General features: G+C 70.4%; 18 protein-coding genes. 6 read left to right on the top strand and 12 right to left on the bottom strand.

The window, feature by feature from the left end:
* Nucleotides 1–14 precede the first annotated feature (14 nt).
* Entirely contained in the window at nt 15–1,163 is a 1,149-nt protein-coding gene (locus ACSHV8_RS44125; protein ID WP_436526136.1) for an Mrp/NBP35 family ATP-binding protein, read from the top strand.
* Between the two features lie 164 nt (nt 1,164–1,327).
* Here the strand turns inward: ACSHV8_RS44125 and ACSHV8_RS44120 are convergent, their stop codons facing one another.
* Nucleotides 1,328–1,780, bottom strand: coding sequence for a preprotein translocase subunit TatB (locus tag ACSHV8_RS44120; RefSeq protein ID WP_436526134.1), 453 nt, complete (start codon nt 1,778–1,780; stop codon nt 1,328–1,330).
* 71 nt (nt 1,781–1,851) lie between these two features.
* Complete coding sequence (locus ACSHV8_RS44115) at nt 1,852–3,117, bottom strand: S1C family serine protease (RefSeq protein WP_436537223.1); 1,266 nt, start codon at nt 3,115–3,117, stop codon at nt 1,852–1,854.
* A gap of 259 nt (nt 3,118–3,376) precedes the next feature.
* Between ACSHV8_RS44115 and ACSHV8_RS44110 the strand changes: the two genes are divergently transcribed.
* Nucleotides 3,377–3,988, top strand: coding sequence for an O-methyltransferase (locus tag ACSHV8_RS44110; protein WP_436526132.1), 612 nt, complete (start codon nt 3,377–3,379; stop codon nt 3,986–3,988).
* Here the strand turns inward: ACSHV8_RS44110 and ACSHV8_RS44105 are convergent.
* A complete protein-coding gene (locus ACSHV8_RS44105) occupies nt 3,962–5,365 on the bottom strand; it encodes a leucyl aminopeptidase family protein (protein ID WP_436526130.1) in 1,404 nt (467 codons plus the stop codon). The genes ACSHV8_RS44110 and ACSHV8_RS44105 overlap by 27 nt on opposite strands.
* A gap of 77 nt (nt 5,366–5,442) precedes the next feature.
* Nucleotides 5,443–5,610, bottom strand: a complete 168-nt coding sequence (locus ACSHV8_RS44100; protein WP_014447667.1) for a DUF3117 domain-containing protein — start codon at nt 5,608–5,610, stop codon at nt 5,443–5,445.
* A 273-nt stretch (nt 5,611–5,883) separates the two neighbouring features.
* On the opposite strand from ACSHV8_RS44100, the gene ACSHV8_RS44095 reads away from it, so the two are divergent.
* Complete coding sequence (locus tag ACSHV8_RS44095; protein WP_436526127.1) at nt 5,884–6,681, top strand: PaaX family transcriptional regulator; 798 nt, start codon at nt 5,884–5,886, stop codon at nt 6,679–6,681.
* On the top strand, nt 6,678–7,463 hold the full coding sequence (locus ACSHV8_RS44090; protein WP_436526125.1) for an enoyl-CoA hydratase-related protein: 786 nt from the start codon (nt 6,678–6,680) through the stop codon (nt 7,461–7,463). The genes ACSHV8_RS44095 and ACSHV8_RS44090 overlap by 4 nt, the downstream gene beginning before the upstream one ends.
* On the opposite strand, the gene ACSHV8_RS44085 is transcribed toward ACSHV8_RS44090, so the two are convergent.
* The 5 genes from ACSHV8_RS44085 to ndhC are packed head-to-tail and all read right to left on the bottom strand — an operon-like array spanning nt 7,460 to nt 9,971.
* On the bottom strand, nt 7,460–7,978 hold the full coding sequence (locus ACSHV8_RS44085; RefSeq protein ID WP_436526123.1) for a hypothetical protein: 519 nt from the start codon (nt 7,976–7,978) through the stop codon (nt 7,460–7,462). The genes ACSHV8_RS44090 and ACSHV8_RS44085 overlap by 4 nt on opposite strands.
* 5 nt (nt 7,979–7,983) lie before the next feature.
* Complete coding sequence (locus tag ACSHV8_RS44080; RefSeq protein WP_436526121.1) at nt 7,984–8,562, bottom strand: DNA-3-methyladenine glycosylase I; 579 nt, start codon at nt 8,560–8,562, stop codon at nt 7,984–7,986.
* On the bottom strand, nt 8,559–9,053 hold the full coding sequence (locus ACSHV8_RS44075) for an SRPBCC family protein (RefSeq protein WP_436526119.1): 495 nt from the start codon (nt 9,051–9,053) through the stop codon (nt 8,559–8,561). The genes ACSHV8_RS44080 and ACSHV8_RS44075 overlap by 4 nt, the downstream gene beginning before the upstream one ends.
* Entirely contained in the window at nt 9,050–9,541 is a 492-nt protein-coding gene (locus ACSHV8_RS44070) for a DivIVA domain-containing protein (protein WP_436526117.1), read from the bottom strand. The genes ACSHV8_RS44075 and ACSHV8_RS44070 overlap by 4 nt, the downstream gene beginning before the upstream one ends.
* A 52-nt stretch (nt 9,542–9,593) precedes the next feature.
* Nucleotides 9,594–9,971 (bottom strand): NADH-quinone oxidoreductase subunit A, encoded by a 378-nt coding sequence (gene ndhC / locus ACSHV8_RS44065; RefSeq protein WP_436526115.1) that lies wholly within the window; start codon nt 9,969–9,971, stop codon nt 9,594–9,596.
* Between the two features lie 163 nt (nt 9,972–10,134).
* On the opposite strand from ndhC, the gene ACSHV8_RS44060 reads away from it, so the two are divergent.
* Both ACSHV8_RS44060 and ACSHV8_RS44055 read left to right on the top strand, forming a co-directional pair.
* Entirely contained in the window at nt 10,135–11,988 is a 1,854-nt protein-coding gene (locus ACSHV8_RS44060) for a 2-oxoacid:acceptor oxidoreductase subunit alpha (protein ID WP_436526113.1), read from the top strand.
* Nucleotides 11,981–13,003 carry a 2-oxoacid:ferredoxin oxidoreductase subunit beta gene (locus tag ACSHV8_RS44055; RefSeq protein ID WP_436526111.1) on the top strand — a complete coding sequence of 341 codons (1,023 nt, stop codon included), beginning with the start codon at nt 11,981–11,983 and terminating at the stop codon, nt 13,001–13,003. The genes ACSHV8_RS44060 and ACSHV8_RS44055 overlap by 8 nt, the downstream gene beginning before the upstream one ends.
* Nucleotides 13,004–13,401: 398 nt before the next feature.
* On the opposite strand, the gene ACSHV8_RS44050 is transcribed toward ACSHV8_RS44055, so the two are convergent.
* From ACSHV8_RS44050 to ACSHV8_RS44040, 3 genes are all read right to left on the bottom strand, one after another.
* Nucleotides 13,402–14,418 carry a potassium channel family protein gene (locus ACSHV8_RS44050; RefSeq protein ID WP_436526109.1) on the bottom strand — a complete coding sequence of 339 codons (1,017 nt, stop codon included), beginning with the start codon at nt 14,416–14,418 and terminating at the stop codon, nt 13,402–13,404.
* Between the two features lie 80 nt (nt 14,419–14,498).
* Nucleotides 14,499–17,066 (bottom strand): ATP-binding protein, encoded by a 2,568-nt coding sequence (locus tag ACSHV8_RS44045; RefSeq protein ID WP_436526107.1) that lies wholly within the window; start codon nt 17,064–17,066, stop codon nt 14,499–14,501.
* A 741-nt stretch (nt 17,067–17,807) separates the two neighbouring features.
* A complete protein-coding gene (locus ACSHV8_RS44040; RefSeq protein WP_436526105.1) occupies nt 17,808–18,017 on the bottom strand; it encodes an FmdB family zinc ribbon protein in 210 nt (69 codons plus the stop codon).
* Nucleotides 18,018–18,715: the final 698 nt, after the last annotated feature.

The following is an 18,715-nucleotide window of genomic DNA, read 5'->3' as shown; positions in this document are numbered from 1 at the left end:
GTAGCATGGCAACCATGTCCGCACCCGCATCCACCCTCGAGGACGCCATCCAGGCTGCTCTGGCGACCGTCGACGACCCCGAGATCCGCCGCCCGATCACCGACCTCGGCATGGTCGAGGGTTTCACCGTGCAGGACGGCCTGGTCAAGGTCGACCTGCTGCTCACCGTCGCCGGCTGCCCCCTGCGGGACAAGCTGACCAACGACATCACCGCCGCCGTCACGAAGATCCCGGGCATCACCGGTGCCGAGATCAACTTCGGGGTGATGAACGAGGAACAGCGCAAGAACCTGCAGACCACGCTCCGCGGCGGGGGTACGGCCGAGCCGGAGATCCCGTTCGCCCAGCCCGGCTCCCGGACCCGGGTCTATGCGGTGGCCAGCGGCAAGGGCGGGGTCGGCAAGTCCAGCGTGACCGTGAACCTGGCCGCCGCGCTGGCCAAGCGGGGCCTGTCGGTCGGTGTGGTCGACGCGGACATCTATGGGCATTCGGTGCCGCGGATGCTCGGCGTGGAGAGCCGGCCCACCCGGGTCGAGGACATGATCATGCCGCCGCAGTCACACGGTGTGAAAGTGATCTCGATCGGCATGTTCACTGCCGGTAACGCCGCGGTGGTCTGGCGGGGTCCGATGCTGCACCGGGCGTTGCAGCAGTTCCTGGCCGACGTCTACTGGGGCGATCTGGACGTGCTACTGCTCGACCTGCCGCCGGGCACCGGTGACGTGGCGATCTCCCTCGCCCAGCTCCTGCCGAACGCGGAGATCCTGGTCGTCACCACCCCGCAGATGGCGGCGGCCGAGGTGGCCGAGCGGGCCGGCGCGATCGCCCTGCAGACTCACCAGCGCCTGGTCGGCGTGGTGGAGAACATGTCGTGGCTGGAGTTGCCGGACGGGTCGCGCATGGAGGTCTTCGGCGCGGGCGGCGGGCAGACCGTGGCCGAGTCGCTGACCCAGACCGTCGGCGCGCGGGTGCCGCTGCTCGGTCAGATCCCGCTGGACACCCGGGTGCGTGAGGCGGGCGACGCCGGCACCCCGATCGTCCTGGCCGACCCGGACGCGCCGGCCGCGAAGGCTCTCGACGCGGTGGCCGACAAGCTCGCCGTCCGCCGCGAGTCCCTGGTCGGCAAGCCCCTCGGCCTGATGGTCAACGCCAAGCGCGGCTAGTTCACCGCCCGACGCGACAAGTCACGAGACTCCGGCCTCCGCGATTCGCCGCCGGCGAGGTGGCACCTGATTTTTCGACGCCCGCGGGGTTTGCGGGTGGCGGAAAATCACGTGCCACCTCACCGGTTACCAGGCGAATCGCCGCGGAGCGGAGCGGAGCCGACTTATGTAGCGTCTAGGTCGAAACGTTGGGCCGGGCGAATCGCCGGGGGTGCGGGGTCGGCGGCCGGAACAGCGGCAGAAGAGCGGCTGGTCGCGCTCTTGAGGTCGGCGGCCGTCTCGTTCAGGTGGGATTTGACGCCCTCGAACTCGCCCTTGACCCCGTTCAGATCCTGCTTCACGTCGTCGAAGAGGCTCTGCAGCGGCTTGCGCAGCGCCTGCTCGTCGTCCTCGCTGAGGATGTGCTTGCGGAGGAACGCCTTCGGATGCAGGTCCTGCAGCTGGATGTCGGTGCCGAGCTCCTTGCTGAGGTCGCTCGTCGCGTTCTGCGCCATGGCGCGCAGGCCACGCACCATTTTCATCCCGTCGCCGATGACCTTGGGCAGGCGTTCGCCGAAGATCAGCAGGGCGAGCAGGAGCAGCGCACCGATCTCCCAGGCGTTCAGATTCTCGAACACGTGCGACCTCCCAAGGGCATCCGTGAGCAAGCGTACGCACGGACTCTCTCCGCGAACACCCCGGAAGGCTGTTAGTTGGTGTCTGCGGCGAGCGTCACCGAGGTGGACGCGGTCTTGGTGCCGCGCCTGTACTCCACCGCGACGACGGCGCCCGGCGCCTGCTTGCGCACCAGGGCGATCAGGTCGGTGCCGTCCTGCAGCGGATGCCCGTTCAGCTTGGTGAGCACGTCACCGGCCTTCAGACCGGCCGCGGCGGCCGGGCCGGCCGGCTCGACCGAGCGCAGCCGGGCACCGGTGGCGGTGCTGCCGCCGGTGGTGACCTCGGCGCCGATCACCGTGCGCCGGGCCTTGCCGGTGTCGATGATGTCCTGCGCGATGCGCTTGGCCTGGTTGATCGGGATGGCGAAGGCGAGACCGATGTTGCCGGCCTCGGTGTCGGCCCCGCCGACCGAGCGGATCACCGAGTTGACCCCGATGACCTGGCCGGCCGCGTTGACCAGCGGACCGCCGGAGTTGCCCTGGTTGACCGCGGCGTCGGTCTGGATGGCGGCGTAGTACCGCGTCGTGCCGCCGGACTCGCCGGCCTCGATCGTGCGGTCCAGGGCGCTGACGATGCCGGACGTCACGGTGTTCTCCAGCGCGAGCGGTGAACCGAACGCGAGCACCGGGTCACCGACCGCGATGGCGTCCGAGTCGCCGAACTCGACCGCGGGCAGATTGGATTTTGCGACTTTGATCACCGCGATGTCGGACTCCGGCGAGCGGCCGACCAGCTTGGCCGAGGCGGTCGAGCCGTCGCTGAACGAGACGCTCATGGTGGTGCCGGCGCCGTCCACGACGTGGTCGTTGGTGATCACGTAGCCGTCCGCGGAGACCACGAAACCGGAGCCGATCGCGCCGGTCACGTGCACCGTGACGACGCTGGGCAGCACCTGCTTGGCCACCCCGGCGAGCGATTCCGGGTCGCGCTCGGCCACCGCCGGGGTCTGCTGACCGGAGGCGCCGAGCTGGGTGCCGGCGCTGCTCACATAGCCCCCGCGGACCGCGAAGACGAACCCGAGCGTGCCGCCCAGCCCACCGGCCAACAGGGCGGTGACCAGGCAAATCAAAAGAATTGGCGCGTACGACCGCCGGGGCGCGTCCGGGTCGGGAACCGGGTCCAGGGCGGGGCCACCGGTCGGCGCGGGCGCGGGCAGCACGACCGCCGACGGGGCCTGCGGGTCCCGCCACGGATCGTTGAGCGCATCGGTCCACCAGGGCGACCCGGGCGGCGACGGGTGCCCGCCGGGCACAGGCGGCGCCGTGGGAGGCCGGCGCCAGTTCCAGCCGTCGGTCACGTCGGGGCCTCCACTCGTCATTCGCCCGCCTCGCGCATCCAGGATGACACGGATTCGGAGCGCCGTGCCGCCCAGCCGGAGCCCCGCCGCGACGAACGGCCTGTTTATCCATCGACAGCACCGTGCATCACGGGTGACCGTCGCTCTACTCTCTTATCCGATGTGCGCGGTTCGCCGCCACCTCGCCCCTCGCGCTGCACGGAGGTTCGTCATCATCGGTCCCGCCGCCCGCTCCTTCGGCCAGCAACCGGGCCACTCCATGCCGTTCGCCGAGACCTACGCGGCCGAGGACCCGATCCTGCAGACCGCCCGTTCGCTCGCGCACGAGCTCGGCCTGCCGTGCGTCTCCCCCGGCGCCGGCTCGGTGCTGCGGCTGCTCGCCGCGGCCGGCAACGCCAAGGCCGTCGTCGAGATCGGCACCGGCACCGGGGTGAGCGGCATCTGGCTGCTGCGCGGCATGCGGCCGGACGGGGTGCTCACCACCATCGACGTCGAGCACGAGCACCAGCGGATCGCGCGGCGGGTGTTCGTCGAGGCCGGCTTCGCGCCGTCGCGCACCCGGATCATCAGCGGCCGGTCGCTGGACGTGCTGCCCCGGCTGGCCGACGGTGCCTACGACCTGATCTTCGTGGACGCGGACACCACCGAGTTCGCCGCGTGCACCGAGGCGGCGCTGCGGCTGCTGCGGCCCGGCGGCGTGCTGATCGTCAACGGGGTCCACGCGAACGGCCGGATCAACGACCCGGCCGCCCGCGACGTGGACACCCTGACCGTCCGCGAGACGGTCAAGGCCATCCGCGAGTCCGACGACTGGATCCCCGCGGTGATCTCGTCCGGTGCCGGACTACTGACTGCCGTCAAGCGTGGATAGGTAGCGGATCAGCGTGCGGGCGCCCCAGCCGGTGGCGCCCTTGGTCAGTTCACCATCCGCGGACTCGGCCCAGGACGGGGCCGACATGTCCAGGTGGGCCCAGGTGGTGTCGCCGAAGAAGTCGCGCAGGAACAGGGCGGCCATGACCGAGCCGGGGCCCTGGGGGGCGCTGATCCGGTCGGCGATGTCGCTGCGCAGGTAGTCGACGTAGTCGGTGGGCATCGGGAGCTGCCACATCTGCTCGCCGGCCGCGGTGCCGGCCGCCTTGAGGGCCTGGGCCAGGGCGTCGTCCGGGCTGTAGAGGGCGGCCGTGCGCTTGCCCAGGGCGACCGCGTTGGCGCCGGTCAGCGTGGCCAGGTTCAGGACCAGGTCGGGCCGGAGGCGTTCGGCCGCGTAGGCGAGCGCGTCGGCCAGCACGATCCGGCCCTCGGCGTCCGAGTTCGTGTTCTCGCTGGTCGACCCGTCGTAGTGGGTGATCACGTCGCCGGGGCGGAAGGCCGATCCGCTCACCGCGTTCTCGGCCAGCGGGGTGAGGGCGGTGACCCGTACCGGAAGGCTCAGGTCGGCCGCGGCGAGCGTGGCGGCGATGACCGCGGCCGCTCCACCCATGTCCTTCTTCATCAGCTTCATGGCGTCGCGCGGCTTGATCGAGATGCCGCCGGTGTCGAAGGTGATGCCCTTGCCGACCAGGACCACGTGCCGGGGCGACTCCACCCCGGGCGGCGTCCAGGAGAGCTCGACGAAGCGCGGCGGCGAGACCGAGCCGCCGCCGACCGCCCGCAGGCCGCCGAAGCGTTCCAGCTGGTCGCCGGCGAGGACCGTCACGGTCAGGCCCGGACGGGTCGCGGCCTCGGCGACGACCTGGTCGGCGAGCCACGCCGGGGTCTTCTCGGAGGCCGGTGTGTTCGTGAGGTCGCGCGCCAGCCACGCGGCGGTGGCCGTCGCGTGCGCCTGGGCGAGGCCGTGGGCGTACGCCGAAGAATCGGAGACGACGAACTCGACCGTCCCTGTCCGGGGCGGTCGCGGTGCGGAGCGATAGCGGTAGGCGGCGAGCCAGAGACCCTCGGCGAGGCCGCGCACGGCCGCCTCCGGGGCGTCGTCCGGGAGCCGGATCTGGGCGTGCTCGTCGTCGTCGAGGGCGCGGACGATCGCCGCGCCGGCGGCCCGCCAGCCGGCCTCGTGGCCGTCGCCGACGCCGGCCACGAGGACCCGCGCGGGCCGCCGGGACGGACGTTGAAGGACGGTTACGTCGCCGGCTTTCGAGGAGCCGGACAGGGCCGTCACCTCGGCGCCGACGTCGCCCGGCAGGGTCTCGCCGGCCGGGACGATCCAGGTGCGCTGCTCGTCGAGCGCTTCGGTGAACGCGATCGGAAACACGGGAGGATGACCTTTCCGTAAGACGTGGAAAGGCCGCCGGTACGGGCGGTACCGTACCGGCGGGCTCGCGTGAAACGTCAGCCGGCGATCGACTTCAACGCGTCACCCAGCGCGTTGGCCTCGTCCGGGGTCATCTCCACGACGAGACGGCCACCACCCTCCAGCGGGACGCGCATGACGATGCCACGACCCTCCTTGGTGACCTCCAGCGGACCATCGCCCGTCCGCGGCTTCATCGCCGCCATCTTGTCTCCCCTCAGACCTACGTCAGGGTCGGTGGGTTGCCCCACAGCCACTTGCTCCTGGAATGCCAGCAGCCACGTCACGTGCTCAGCCCCACGTGCCGCGGTGCTCGTTTCCGACCGGCGGCCGTACAGGCCGTTTCACGTCTCCACGCGTTGCGGCCCACCGTGCCGATCAAACATTTTCCCTGATGAACACCGGCGAACCCAAACCCAGCCCGGGCGGATGTGACAGCATCTAGCATATCGTCTTTTGGGCTGTCACAATGTGCGGTCATGCAGGCGCGGTCCGCACTCTTCGACCTGTACGGCGACTACCTGCGCACCCGGGGCTCCCGAGCCCCGGTCGCCGCCCTCGTGCGGCTGCTCGCTCCGCTGGACATCGCAGCCCCGGCGGTCCGCACGGCCGTGTCGCGAATGGTGCGACAGGGCTGGCTGCATCCGTTGCGCCTGGCCTCCGGACCGGGCTATCTACTCACTCCCAAGGCGGCGCGCCGGCTGGACGAGGCCGCCGCGCGGGTGTACCGAACCGGTCGTGGCGGCTGGGACGGCCGCTTCGACCTGATCATGCTGCACGAGCCGCCGCTGGCCCGGCGCGAGGCCGACCGGATGGCCTTTCTCGGGTACGGGCCGCTCAGCGAGCAGGTCTGGGTCGCCCCGCGTGCGTCCGACGAGCTGGAGGCCGCGCTGGAGGAGGCCGGTACGGCCTACGACCGCTTCAGCGCCAGCCACACCGCCGGTTCCGCGGGCGCGTCCGAGATCGTCGGCCGGGCCTGGGACCTGGATCGGATCGGGCGGTCGTACCTGGAGTTCGAGGAATCATTGCGGCCGGTGGTGAAAGCGGTCACCGCGCGCAGTTCGGACGAGGAGGCCTACGCGGCCCGTTTCCGCCTGGTCCACGCGTGGCGCTCGTTCCTGTTCCACGATCCGCAACTGCCGGCCGCCCTGCTGCCGTCGGGCTGGCCGGGCCTGCGGGCCGCGGGTTTCTTCGACAAACACGCGGCCCGGCTGCGCCCGGCGTCCGATCGCTACGTCGAACGTTGCCTGCACGACAAAGGTAGATTCGCGCCATGACCGACGTGCTCCTCGTCGACCGCACTGACGCGGTCGTCACACTGACCCTGAACCGTCCCGAGGCGATGAACTCGTTCACCGTGGACCTCAAGGAGGCCCTCCGGGACACCCTGGCCCAGCTCGAATCCGACCGGTCCTGCCGGGCGATCGTGCTGGCCGGCGCCGGGAACGCGTTCTGCGGCGGGCAGGACCTGCGCGAGCACGCCGCCATGCTGGAGAAGAGCACCGACCTGGACACCGTCCGGGTGCACTACAACCCGATCGCCCAGCGGCTCGCCAGCATGCCGAAACCGGTGGTGGCCGCGGTCCGCGGGATGGCGGCCGGCGCCGGCGCGTCACTGGCGCTGCTGGCCGACTTCCGGATCGGCGGGCCCAGGACGTCGTTCCTGATGGCCTTCGCCAACGTCGGCCTGGCCGGCGACAGCGGCATCTCCTGGTCGCTGCCGCGGATCGTCGGGCACGCCCGGGCGGTCGAGCTGCTGCTGCTGGCCGAGCCGGTCAAGGCCCAGCGGGCGTACGAGATCGGCATGCTCTCGAAGCTTCTGGAGGATGACGAGCAGGTGCTGCCGGTCGCCCAGGAGCTGGCCGCGCGACTGGCCGCCGGGCCGACCGTGGCCTACGGCGCGATCAAGCGCGAGCTGTCGATCGGTGACGCCGGCACGCTCTCCGACGCGCTGGCCGCCGAGGCCCAGGCACAGTCGATCTGCGGTGCCACGGCCGACCACAAGAACGCGGTGGCCGCCTTCGTCAACAAGCAGAAGCCGGTGTACGAGGGCCGTTAGCCCTCGTCCTCTTCCTCGTCCTCTTCCTCGGGGTCCTGGTTCGCCTCGACCCCGAGGACGAAGGCCTGCATGGCCAGCTCGTCGCCGGACGGCCAGACGTAGGTGGGCAGCTCGCGCGGGCCCAGCTCGTTCACGTGCGACCAGTACTGCCGGACGGCCTCGGCCGGGTTGGCCGCCTCGATCGGCATGGCGACGCTGACCAGCCAGTTCCGCTTCGGCGGGGTCCGGCCGAGCTGGTCGGCGAACCGGCGGAAGTCGGCCTCGTCGACCGGGCCGGTGGTCAGGCCGGGGGCCGGGATCGGCTCGTCGAAGGCCCGGCGCAGGTAGGCCAGGGCCACATACCCACCCGTCTTCTCGACCCGGGCCAGGGCCACGACCTGCTCGTCGGCGACCAGCAGGGCCTGGTCACCGGCGGCGACACCGGCCGGGCCGCCCTGCACGACCACGACGTCCTGCTGGAACAACCGTTCCGTCGCCCACTGCTCCGAAGGAATGATCACCGACCATTGCGCCATGGTCCCTATCCCATCACGGGGACCCAGCAGCCGATCAGGTGGTCGTCCACCATGCCGGTGGCCTGCATCAACGCGTACGCGGTGGTGGGTCCGACGAATCTGAATCCGCGCTTCTTGAGCGCCTTGGCCATGGCCGTGGACTCCGGGGTCACGGCCGGCACGTCCTTCATCCCGGCCGGACGTGGCCTCGGCGCCGGCGCGAACGACCAGAGCAGCTCGGTCAGCTCGCCCGGGGCGAGATCGACGGCCACCCGCGCGTTGTGCATCGCCGCGTCGACCTTCATCCGGTTCCGCACGATGCCCGCGTCGGCCATCAGCCGGGTCGCGTCGCTCTCGTCGTAGGCCGCGACCTTGGCGATCGCGAAGTCGTCGAACGCGGCCCGGAAGGCCGGGCGCTTGCGCAGGATGGTGATCCAGGAGAGGCCGGACTGGAACGCCTCCAGGGTGAGCCGCTCGAACAGTGCGTCGTCACCGCGGACCGGGCGGCCCCACTCGTCGTCGTGATAGGCCGCGTACTCCGGCGAACTGCCGCCCCAGAAGCAGCGGGCCTTTCCGTCCTCGCCGAACGCGAGATCGTCGGTCACGGGAGCCGCCCCTGTTCGATGAGGCGGCCGAACTTCTTCAGCGCGCCGGTGAAACCGAGCTTGGAACCGGGCCACAACACCGGCCAGGCGATCTTCCCGACCGGGCCGGGCGGCAGGTGGAACCACTCGTGCAGGACGACCTGGGTGCGGTCACCGGACATCGCCGTGCAGCGCATCGAGCCCGGGCCGCGGAGCACCTTGCCGCAGTGCACGACGCGGACCTCGTACGGCGCGTTCACCTTCACCACGCGCAGCTCGTCGCGCAGGATGGCCGGGCCGATCGCGGTGACCGCCTCGACCAGGCTGCCCTCGCCGCCGTCGCCCTCGACCACCCGGACGCGGGTGAACGGGATCCACTCGCCCTGCTTCTCCCAGTTCATGAACGCGGCGAACACCTTCGCGGCCGGGGCGTTCACGATCACCGTGGCGGTGAACTCCCCTGAGCCGGGACGGGTGACATCCTCGGCACCCCCGGCTGGGCCGCTGCTCATCGGCTTTCCGCCGGCTCCTCGTCGGCCGCGGTGGCCGGCGGGATCTCGGCCACCTCCGCCACCGGGCCGTCCTCGTCGGCGTCCTTCTGGTCCGTCGACTCCTTCTCGGCGGGCACGGCCTGGGACGGCGCGATCGCGGCCTCGCGGGCGGCGCGCAGCGCGTCGGCGTCCTCGGTCCGGCCCTCGCGCAGCGCGGTCACCTCGGCCTCCAGGACACCGATCAGCTCACCCTTGTAGCCGATGTCGTACGCCGCGCGCTGCAGCGCCTGATCGACCTGAGCCATCCGGTACCCCCGCCAGGTGGTGTCGAACCTGGTCCGGGCGATGTCGTCCTCACCGAGAGGGCGGTCACCGGGCAGTGGCACCGACTGGCCGTCGGGCTCGACCGGGGTGAGCCCGGAGTCGCCCCCGCTCAGGAGAACGGTCACGCCGAAGACGATCGTCCCGACGACCAGTGCTACGACAATGAAGAGCAGAAGCTGACTCATGCGCACGATGTTGACATGTCGGCTTTCCGTAGGCGAGTCCGCCACCCGAGTCTCATGTCCAGGTCAAGATCTTCTTACGCCACGCATAGAGAATGCCCAGCGCGAGCACAGCCACGAAGACGCCCATCTCAGCGATCGCGGCGCCGCCGAACCCGGGGAGATCGAAGATCACCGCCCACGGGAAGAGGAAAACGGCTTCCACCGCGAAAAGCACATAAAGGTACGCATACACGTAGTACCTGATCTGCGCCTGCGCCCAGTCCCCGCCGACCGGATCGATGCCGCTCTCGTACGGAATCCGCTTGCCGGCCGGCTCGGCTGGACGCGCCGGGCGGAGCAGACGGTTCGCCCCGAAGGCGGCCACGAACAGCAGAACCCCGGCGGCCAGGACGAGCCCGAGGGTGGCGTACGAGCCGAGATATCCGTCCACGATCGGGCAGCCTACCCAAGACCACTAGCTCGCGGGAGCACCACCTGGCTACTGTGGGCAACGGTCCGCGGCCGCTTCCGTAAGGGGTGGCGAAGTAGTGTGGAAGTGACGATGTGCGGGCCGGCTTCATCGACGTGCGCCCGCGCTCTTTGGAGGTTGCAACGTGGCCGCTCCCGCGAAGCGAGTCGAGCAGCTGGACCGGGTGGTGATCCGTTTCGCCGGGGACTCCGGGGACGGAATGCAGCTCACCGGTGACCGGTTCACCTCGGAGACCGCCCAGCTCGGCAACGACATCTCGACGCTGCCGAACTTTCCCGCCGAGATCCGCGCGCCCGCAGGAACCCTGCCCGGCGTGTCGAGTTTCCAGGTCCATTTCGCCGACTACGACATCCTGACCCCGGGCGACTCGCCGAACGTGCTCGTCGCGATGAACCCGGCCGCGCTCAAGGCGAATCTGTCCGAGTTGCCGGCCGGGGCCGACCTGATCGTCAACACCGACGAGTTCACCAAGCGCAACCTGGCCAAGGTCGGCTACGCGGACAATCCTCTCGACGACGGCTCCCTGGCCGGGTATTCGGTGCATCCGGTCGCGCTGACCTCGATGACCGTCGGATCGCTGGCCGGCCTCGGCATCGCCAAGAAGGACGCCGAGCGCGCCAAGAACATGTTCGCGCTGGGTCTGCTCAGTTGGATGTACTCGCGGCCCTTCGAGTCCACCCTGCGGTTCCTGGAGCGCAAGTTCGCCAAGCGGCCGGAACTGGTCGAGGCCAACAAGACGGCGTTCCGGGCCGGGTGGAACTACGGCGAGACGGCCGAGCTCTTCTCGGTGCGCTACGAGATCAAGCCGGCCAAGATGCAGCCGGGGACCTACCGCAACATCACCGGCAACCAGGCGCTCGCGCTCGGGCTGGTGGCCGCGGCCGTGCGGTCCAAGCTGCCGCTCTTCCTGGGCGCCTACCCGATCACGCCGGCCTCGGACATCCTGCACGAGCTCTCCAAGCACAAGCGGTTCGGCATCACCACGATGCAGGCCGAGGACGAGATCGCGGCGATCGGGGCGGCGCTGGGGGCGGCCTACGGGGGCGCGCTGGGCGTCACCACCACCTCCGGGCCGGGCGTGGCCCTCAAGGGCGAGACGATCTCGCTGGCCATCGCGCTGGAGCTGCCGCTGGTCATCGTCGACGTGCAGCGGGCCGGGCCGTCGACCGGCATGCCGACCAAGACCGAGCAGGCCGATCTGAACATGGCGCTCTACGGCCGGCACGGCGAGGCGCCCCTGGCCGTGATCGCGCCGAAGTCACCGTCGGACTGCTTCCACGCCGCGTTGGAGGCGGCGCGGATCGCTCTGACCTACCGGACCCCGGTCATCCTGCTCTCCGACAACTACGTGGCCAACGGCTCCGAGCCGTGGCTGCTGCCGTCGGTCGACGAGCTGCCCGATCTGGCGGTGTCGTTCGCGACCGAACCCAACGCCCCCGACGGCCGATTCCTCCCCTATCTGCGCGATGAGGAAACCATGGCCCGACCATGGGCGGTCCCGGGCACACCAGGGCTGGAACATCGGATCGGCGGGCTGGAGAAGGCCGACAAGACCGGCGACATCTCCTATGACCCCGAAAACCACGATTTCATGGTACGAACGCGGGCCGCGCGCATCGAGGCGATCCCGGTCCCGGACGTCGACATCGAAGACCCGTCGGAGGCCGCCCGCGTGCTCGTGCTCGGCTGGGGATCGACGTACGGGCCGATCGGGGCGGCCTGCCGGGCGTTGCGCCAGCGCGGGCTGACGATCGCGCAGGCGCACCTGCGTCACATGTCGCCCCTGCCGGCCAACCTCGGCGAGGTCCTGAAATCGTACGAGAAAGTGGTCATCCCGGAAATGAACCTGGGCCAGCTCGCCCACGTGATCCGCGCTCGGTATCTGGTCGACGCGGTGCCGTTCAACCAGGTCAGCGGCTTGCCGTTCACGGCCGCGAAGCTGGAGAGCATGCTGGAGGACGTGGTCAAGAATGGCTAGTTCGACGGTCCCGCTGAAGCTGACCATGAAGGACTTCAAGTCCGACCAGGAGGTTCGCTGGTGCCCCGGATGCGGGGACTACGCGATCCTGGCCGCGGTGCAGAGCTTCATGCCCGAGCTCGGCATCCCCCGGGAGAACATCGTCTTCGTGTCCGGGATCGGCTGCTCGTCCCGGTTCCCGTATTACATGAACACCTACGGGATGCACTCGATCCACGGCCGCGCGCCGGCCATCGCCACCGGGCTCTCCTCGTCCCGCCCCGACCTGAGCGTCTGGGTGGTCACCGGGGACGGCGACGCGCTCTCGATCGGCGGCAACCACCTGATCCACGCGCTGCGCCGCAACGTCAACCTGAAGATCCTGCTGTTCAACAACCGGATCTACGGCCTGACCAAGGGGCAGTACTCACCGACCTCCGAACTCGGCAAGATCACCAAGTCGACGCCGGCCGGGTCGGCCGACTCGCCGTTCAACCCGCTGTCGCTGGCCCTCGGCGCCGAGGCGACCTTCGTGGCCCGCACCATCGACTCCGACCGCAAACACCTGCAGTCCGTGCTGCGGGCCGCGGCCGAGCACGAGGGCTCCGCGTTCGTCGAGATCTACCAGAACTGCAACATCTTCAACGACGGCGCCTTCGACCTGATCAAGGACGCGGAGTCGCGCGACGAGCACCTGATCCGGCTGGAACAGGGGCAGCCGATCACTTTCGGACGCGACAACCAGTGGTCGGTGGTCCATCCGGAGGGCAGCTTCGGGCTGCGCGTCCAGGAAGGCGGGACACCGCTGATCCACGACGCGACGGTGGACGACCCGGCGTACGCATTCGCGCTCTCCCGGCTCTCCGGCTCCGACCTGCACACCACCCCGATCGGGGTGTTCCGCAGCGTGGAGCGGCCGTCCTACGACGAGATCGTCCGCAAACAGCTGCTGGACGCCCGGGCGCAGGCGACCGGCACCCCCGAGGAGATGCTCAACGACCTCCTCAACACCGGCGACACCTGGACCATCCTCTGACCAGGCTTTCCCTTTCCCGTACGGCGTTCCGCCCGCGCCCGCCCAGCCCTCTCCGCGACCTCCGCCTCGGTCCGGGCCGCAGCGCGGGTCGCGGGCTCAGCTGGTGCTGAGGGTTGTTTCCGGCCGTTTTTAGAGCCCTCAGTGCCAGCCGACGGGCGGGACCCCGCGGCTGGGGCTTGGGTGGGCCGCAGCCTCGCGTGGGCTGACGCACAGGACGCTGGTGGGCGGTTTCGGGCGTGGGCGGGTTTGTTGCTCTGAGCGCAACCAGCCGACCACGTCGCCCTTTCGGGCGTCGCGTTTTGGCCGCGCCAGCGGCCTGCGAGGGTCGGAAGGGTCCCCGCGGGAGCGACGGTCTGTACCCCGGCGGACCGAGGCAATGAAGAATTTGATCTTCGGGGTCAGACCGAGACGCCCGGGGAGGCCGTCTGTTCGTCGCGGATGTAGACGAGGAGGTCGCCGGTTTCGATGTTGACGGCCTGTTCGCCGCCGAGCGGGAGGACCTTGCCGCGGCGGATCAGGGCGACGACCAGGGTGGGGAGCTGGCGCGGGTTCTGGCCGACCTCGGAACGTTCGGCCGAGCGCATGGCGAGGGCCATGCCCTGGCCGGGGGTGAGCAGGTCCTCGACGACGTCGATGAGCGGCGGCGCGGTCGTGGTCAGGCCGAGCAGGCGGCCCGCGGTGGACGAGGAGACGATCACGTGGTGGGCGCCGGACTGCTTGAGCAGCGCGGCGTTCTCCTGCTCGCGGACCGCGGCGATGATCCGGACCTGGCCGGCGGTGAGCTGGCGGACGGTCAGCGTGATCAGCACCGACGCCTCGTCCTGATCGGTCGCGATGATCACCGACTTGGCGTTCTTCACGTCGGCTTCCAGCAGCACCGAGGAGCGGGTGGCGCTGCCCTCGATCACCACGAAACCGTTGGCCGTGGCCTGCCGGACGGCGGCCTCCCGGTTCTCCACGATCACGATGCGGGACTTGTCATAACCGGTCTCCAGCAGCGCGGCGACCGCGGCGCGGCCCTTCGTGCCGTAGCCGCAGATGATCACGTGGTCCTTCAACTTCCGCCTCCACCGGCTGATCCGCAGGCCCCTGCGGTACTGGTCGGTCAGCACTTCCAGGGTGGTGCCGACCAGGATGATCAGGAACAGCACGCGGGCGGGCGTGATGAACAGGACGTTGACCAGGCGGGCGCCCTGAGTCGCCGGGGTGATGTCGCCGTAGCCGGTAGTGGAGAGCGAGACGACCGAGTAGTAGAAGCAGTCGAGCAGGCTCAACCCGTCCGCGTTCACGTCGCGGTAGCCGTCCCGGTCCAGGTAGACGACGGTCACGGCACTCAGCACCAGGGCGCACGCCATCGCCAGCCGGACGGTCAGAGCTCGCAGCGGTCCCTGTCGGACCAGCGGGAGATGAATCATGGAAGCGCCTGCACGGACACACCCTAATCAGATCAGTAGTCGGGGTGATCCGCATCATCCGATCTTCAGCACGAGCCGGTTCAGCGGACGATCTGCGCGAACCGTGCGGCACCGTCCTCCAGGTCCGGATGCTGGATCGCCAGCGCCATCGCGACGATGTGGTCGAAGCCCAGATTGGCACCGTCCGCGTAGGCGGCGTCGAACGCCGCGTCCCCGAGGGCCAGGCGCAACGCCACCTGCTGCTCCGACCAGAACGCGCCGAACGACTCCGTGCGACGCGCCCCGCGAGCCGCCTCGGCCCCACCGAACAGGACTGTCGCGCTCACCGCGTCACCGCCCAGCGCGCATCGGGCCGCGATCGCCGCCACCGCATCCGCGGCCGCACCCCGGAAACCGTGCCGCAGACGCGACCGCAGGGCCACCACCAGGTGATCGTGCGCCGCCACGAGATCGCCGCGGCGCAGCGCGACCATGCCCAGCAGCCAGTCCACCGAACGCCGGCCACGATCCTCCGGCCGGCCGGCCTCCAGCTGGCGGGCCGAACCCAGCAGCTCGGCCGCCTCGGTCAGCGCGCCCCGCCGCCAGAACAGCTCGGCCAGCGACAGCACCGCGGGCAGCGACTCGGTCGCCACCCCGGCCCGCTCGGCCTCGGCGATCACCGACCGGCACGAGGTCTCGGTCGCCTCCTCGCCGTGCTCGTCCAGCCGGATCCGGCGGCTGCCCAGCGCCCGGACCAGCAGCGCCGGGTCGCCGGCGCGACGGGCCGCGGCCTCGGCCCGCAGCAGGAACTCGTCCCGCTCGGCCGGATCGTCGGCCAGGTCGGCGTGGATCAGGTAGGCCCGGGCCAGCTCGGCCGGTTCGGAGTCGGCGTCGGCGCGCTCGTACAACCGGGTCAGCAGCGTGCGGCCCTCACCGGCGCCGCCGTGCTCCCGCCACCACGGGTTCAGCGCGCCGGCCAGACGCAGGCCGGACCGTACGTCCCCACCCGCCGAGGCCCAGCGCAACGCGGCCTGCCACTCGTCCACGTACGGGCCCAGGTCGGTGAGCGACACCGTCCGCAACTGGCCGTCGGTGTCCACCGCGACATTGGTGAGCGTGTCCAGCGACCAGGCGAGATGACGGTCCCGGACGGCCGGCTCGTCCCCGGCGTCGGCGAGACGGCGCAGCGCGTACGACCGGACGTGATCCGACATCCGGTACCGCGGCCCGGGCACGACCTCGATCAGCGACTTCTCGGCCAACTCGGAGAGCGCACTGAGAGCGCCCTCCCCACACCAGTCGACCGTCGACAGATCCACCGGCCCGGCGAAGACCGCGAGCCGGCGCAACAGCTCGGCCGCCCGGCTGCCCAGGCTCCGGTACGACCACTCCAGACTGTTCCGCAAGCTGTCGTGCCGGCCCTCACCGCACGCGTCGCTGTCCAGCGCGCCGATCGGGTCGTCCAGCCGCCGGGCCAGCAGCTCGGCCGGCAGCAGCCGCAGCCGGGCCGCGGCCAGCTCGATCGCCAGCGGCGAACCCTCCAACCGGGCGGCCAACTCGGCCAACTGCTCGTCGTCGTCACCCCGACGGCCACCCCGGGCCGCCGTCGCCCGCTCCTTGAGCAGCGCGAACGCGTCGGCCGGGGCCATCGGCGGAATCCGCCACACGGTCTCCCCGGGCAGGCCCAGCGGCGCCCGGCCGGTGGCCAGCACGTCCAGCCGGCGGCAGCGGGACAGCAGCCGGTGCACCAGATTCGCGGTCAGCCCGGGCGCCGCGTCACAGGTCTGCAGGATGACCAGCATCCGCCGCTCGGCGCACTGCTCGACCAGCGTCTCGATCATCGGGCGGCCCGGCTCCGGACGCAGACCCAGCGCCGAGGCCAGCGCGGTCGGCAACCCACCGGTCGCGGTCGCCGCGTCGATCGTCCACACCCCACCGGGATAGGCGTCGAGCACCTGCTCGGCCACGGCCAGACCGAGCCGCGTCTTGCCGGCGCCACCCGGGCCGACCACGCTGACCAGCCGGTGATGGCTGATCAGCTCGGCCAGCTCGGCGGTCTCGGCGTGCCGCCCGACGAACGAGCAGTGCTCGGCCGGCAGATTGTGGCGGGGCGCCTCGGCGGTCCGGGGGCGGGGGAACTCACGCTCCAGACCGGGCGCGAGCACCTGGAAGATCCGCTCGTCGTCGTCGAAGCCGCGCAGCCGGAACGCGCCCAGGTCGAGCATGTCCACGCCGTCCAAGGTCTCCGCGGCCGCCGTCGCCGTGGTGAACGTGGTGGTAACGGCCAGGGCGGTGGCCTCCGAGCAGAGCACCTGCCCGCCGTGCGCGGCGGCCGAGACGCGGGCCGCGCGGTGCACCTCGGCGCTGGCGTACTCGACGCCGATCGGCGTGGCATAGCCCGTATGCAGCCCCATCCGGACTTTCGGGACAGCGTCGGAGCGCGGCCAGTTGAACGCGGCCAGCCTCCGCTGAGCCTCCACACAGGCCGCCACAGCGGCATCGGCGTTGTCGAACGCCACGAAAAAAGAGTCACCCTCCGTAAGGAGTTCGACACCGCCGAAGTCACTCAGCGCAGCGCGTAACACAGAGCGATGTGCATTCAGCACAGCGCGATAGGTGTCACCGAGCATCCGGGCCAGTCGTGTTGATCCCTCTATGTCAGTGAACATAAAGGTCACGAGGCCGCTGGGTAGCTCGAGCCGTCCCGACACGGTGGAACCTCCGCCCCCTTTGGAAGTCGCGGACTCATGCTGACGTATCTCAGAGTCACCGCCCATCGTAGAAACGGACAGTAACCAAGTTCCCGCCACGGCCGACCCCTTACGGAGGACATCACCGAAGAGTGGGATCGACGTCGGCATACGGGACTACGCGTGTCGTAACGAAAGAGATCGAACGCGGAAACGAGGCGCTCGGGCAAAACCGCCGAGACGTTCGGGTGTACCCGTACGTGTCGTCCCATTGTCCGGGACATTGGGGCTGAGCTGGGCGGATTTGTCGGCAGGGGGTTGGAGGCCGATTACCCGGGGTGAGAATGGACAGCCGGTTGGCCACCAATGTCGACGCTCGACCGGTATCGAGCGGTTTGCAGTAAGGAGTGGCACAAGTCACTCCTTCGGGTGAGGCGAGGTCTGGCGCCTTGACCCGCTGCGGTTGATCTGGAATAGCACTTCTCAGATCAAGATCATTTTGTCCCAGGTCCGCCGGGGTACAGACCGTCGCTCCCGCGGGGGCCCCGGAGGGCTTCGCTGGCCGCTGGCGCGTCCAGAACGCGAAACCCTCCGGGGCGGCGTGCTTGGGTGGGCACGGTTACCCCAAAACCTGTTGTGGGGTTGGACCTGATTCGCTCAGGCCTGGGTGGTGGGCGCGGCTGCCGGGTTAGTCAGCCGAGTCTGGTCAGCTGGGCCTGGTCAGCATCCGCAGGCGCCGCCGCAGCAGCCTCCGCCGCCGATGGGGGCCGGAGCAGCGCCGCCGCGGCCGGTGACGGCGACTGTGGACAGCAGCTTGACCGTGTCGTCGTGGCCCTGCGGGCAGGCGGCCGGGTCGGCGGCCGCAATCATCGGGCGGCTGACCTCGAAGGTGTCGCCGCAAGCGCGGCAGCGGTAGTCATAACGCGGCATCCGACCAGCGTAAAGCGCCTTCGCCCAGGCGTTGTCCACAGGTCCCCGGCGACTTTCCCAACGTTCGTCGGAGCCCGGTAGGGTCGGACGCGTGGCGGAGGCACCGAAGACCCCAGCAGAGCGGCCGGAGTTGCGGGCGGCGGCGCCCCATCAGGGCGGCCCGTTGGGCAGTTCCGGGGCGGCGCCGGTCGAGACGAGCAAGGGCGGCAGGCATGTGCGGCCGGCCGGGTCCGAAAAGTCGGATACGTCGGTGGCGGGTGGCGCTGCGGCTGAGGTGAGCCCGGAAAAGGGTGCCGCCACGGCGGACGAGGCTGCCGAATCTGGCCCGGCTTCCGCGGGCGGCGAGGGTGCGAAAGCGGGCGGTGAATCCGGCAAGGCCGCGGAGGCCGACGCCAAATCCGGCAAAACGACGGAGGCCGACAAGGTCGCGGAACCGGGCAAGGCGGCCGAGGGCGGCAAAGTCGCGGAACCGGGCAAAGCTGTGGAGCCGGGCAAGTCCTCGGAGCCGGGCAAAGCTGTGGAGCCGGGCAAGGACTCGACTTCGGGTAAGGACTCAGCCGCGGGTAAGGACTCAGCCGCGGGTAAGGACTCAGCCGCGAGTGCGGCCGGGGACGGGAAGGCCGAGGCCGGTGAGGCGAAGCCTGCTGAGCGGGGGCTGGCTCGGCGATCACTCGGGCTGGTCGGGCGGGGTGGCCGTG

Origin of the sequence: Actinoplanes sp. HUAS TT8, assembly GCF_051380535.1 — a bacterium.
GTDB lineage: Bacteria > Actinomycetota > Actinomycetes > Mycobacteriales > Micromonosporaceae > Actinoplanes.
Note: the sequence above shows the minus strand (reverse complement) of the source record. Positions and strands in the feature narration are given on the sequence as shown.

What these genes read in the sequence shown, in the direction of transcription:
- ACSHV8_RS44055 (WP_436526111.1), top strand. Translation starts at nt 11,981, where the DNA reads ATGGCTAGTTCGACGGTCCCGCTGAAGCTGACCATGAAGGACTTCAAG.
- ACSHV8_RS44085 (WP_436526123.1), bottom strand. Translation starts at nt 7,978, where the DNA reads ATGGCGCAATGGTCGGTGATCATTCCTTCGGAGCAGTGGGCGACGGAA.
- ACSHV8_RS44100 (WP_014447667.1), bottom strand. Translation starts at nt 5,610, where the DNA reads ATGGCGGCGATGAAGCCGCGGACGGGCGATGGTCCGCTGGAGGTCACC.
- ACSHV8_RS44075 (WP_436526119.1), bottom strand. Translation starts at nt 9,053, where the DNA reads ATGAGCAGCGGCCCAGCCGGGGGTGCCGAGGATGTCACCCGTCCCGGC.
- ACSHV8_RS44090 (WP_436526125.1), top strand. Translation starts at nt 6,678, where the DNA reads ATGACCGACGTGCTCCTCGTCGACCGCACTGACGCGGTCGTCACACTG.
- ACSHV8_RS44110 (WP_436526132.1), top strand. Translation starts at nt 3,377, where the DNA reads ATGCCGTTCGCCGAGACCTACGCGGCCGAGGACCCGATCCTGCAGACC.
- ACSHV8_RS44095 (WP_436526127.1), top strand. Translation starts at nt 5,884, where the DNA reads ATGCAGGCGCGGTCCGCACTCTTCGACCTGTACGGCGACTACCTGCGC.
- ACSHV8_RS44040 (WP_436526105.1), bottom strand. Translation starts at nt 18,017, where the DNA reads ATGCCGCGTTATGACTACCGCTGCCGCGCTTGCGGCGACACCTTCGAG.
- ACSHV8_RS44125 (WP_436526136.1), top strand. Translation starts at nt 15, where the DNA reads ATGTCCGCACCCGCATCCACCCTCGAGGACGCCATCCAGGCTGCTCTG.
- ACSHV8_RS44050 (WP_436526109.1), bottom strand. Translation starts at nt 14,418, where the DNA reads ATGATTCATCTCCCGCTGGTCCGACAGGGACCGCTGCGAGCTCTGACC.
- ACSHV8_RS44070 (WP_436526117.1), bottom strand. Translation starts at nt 9,541, where the DNA reads ATGAGTCAGCTTCTGCTCTTCATTGTCGTAGCACTGGTCGTCGGGACG.
- ACSHV8_RS44045 (WP_436526107.1), bottom strand. Translation starts at nt 17,066, where the DNA reads ATGTTCACTGACATAGAGGGATCAACACGACTGGCCCGGATGCTCGGT.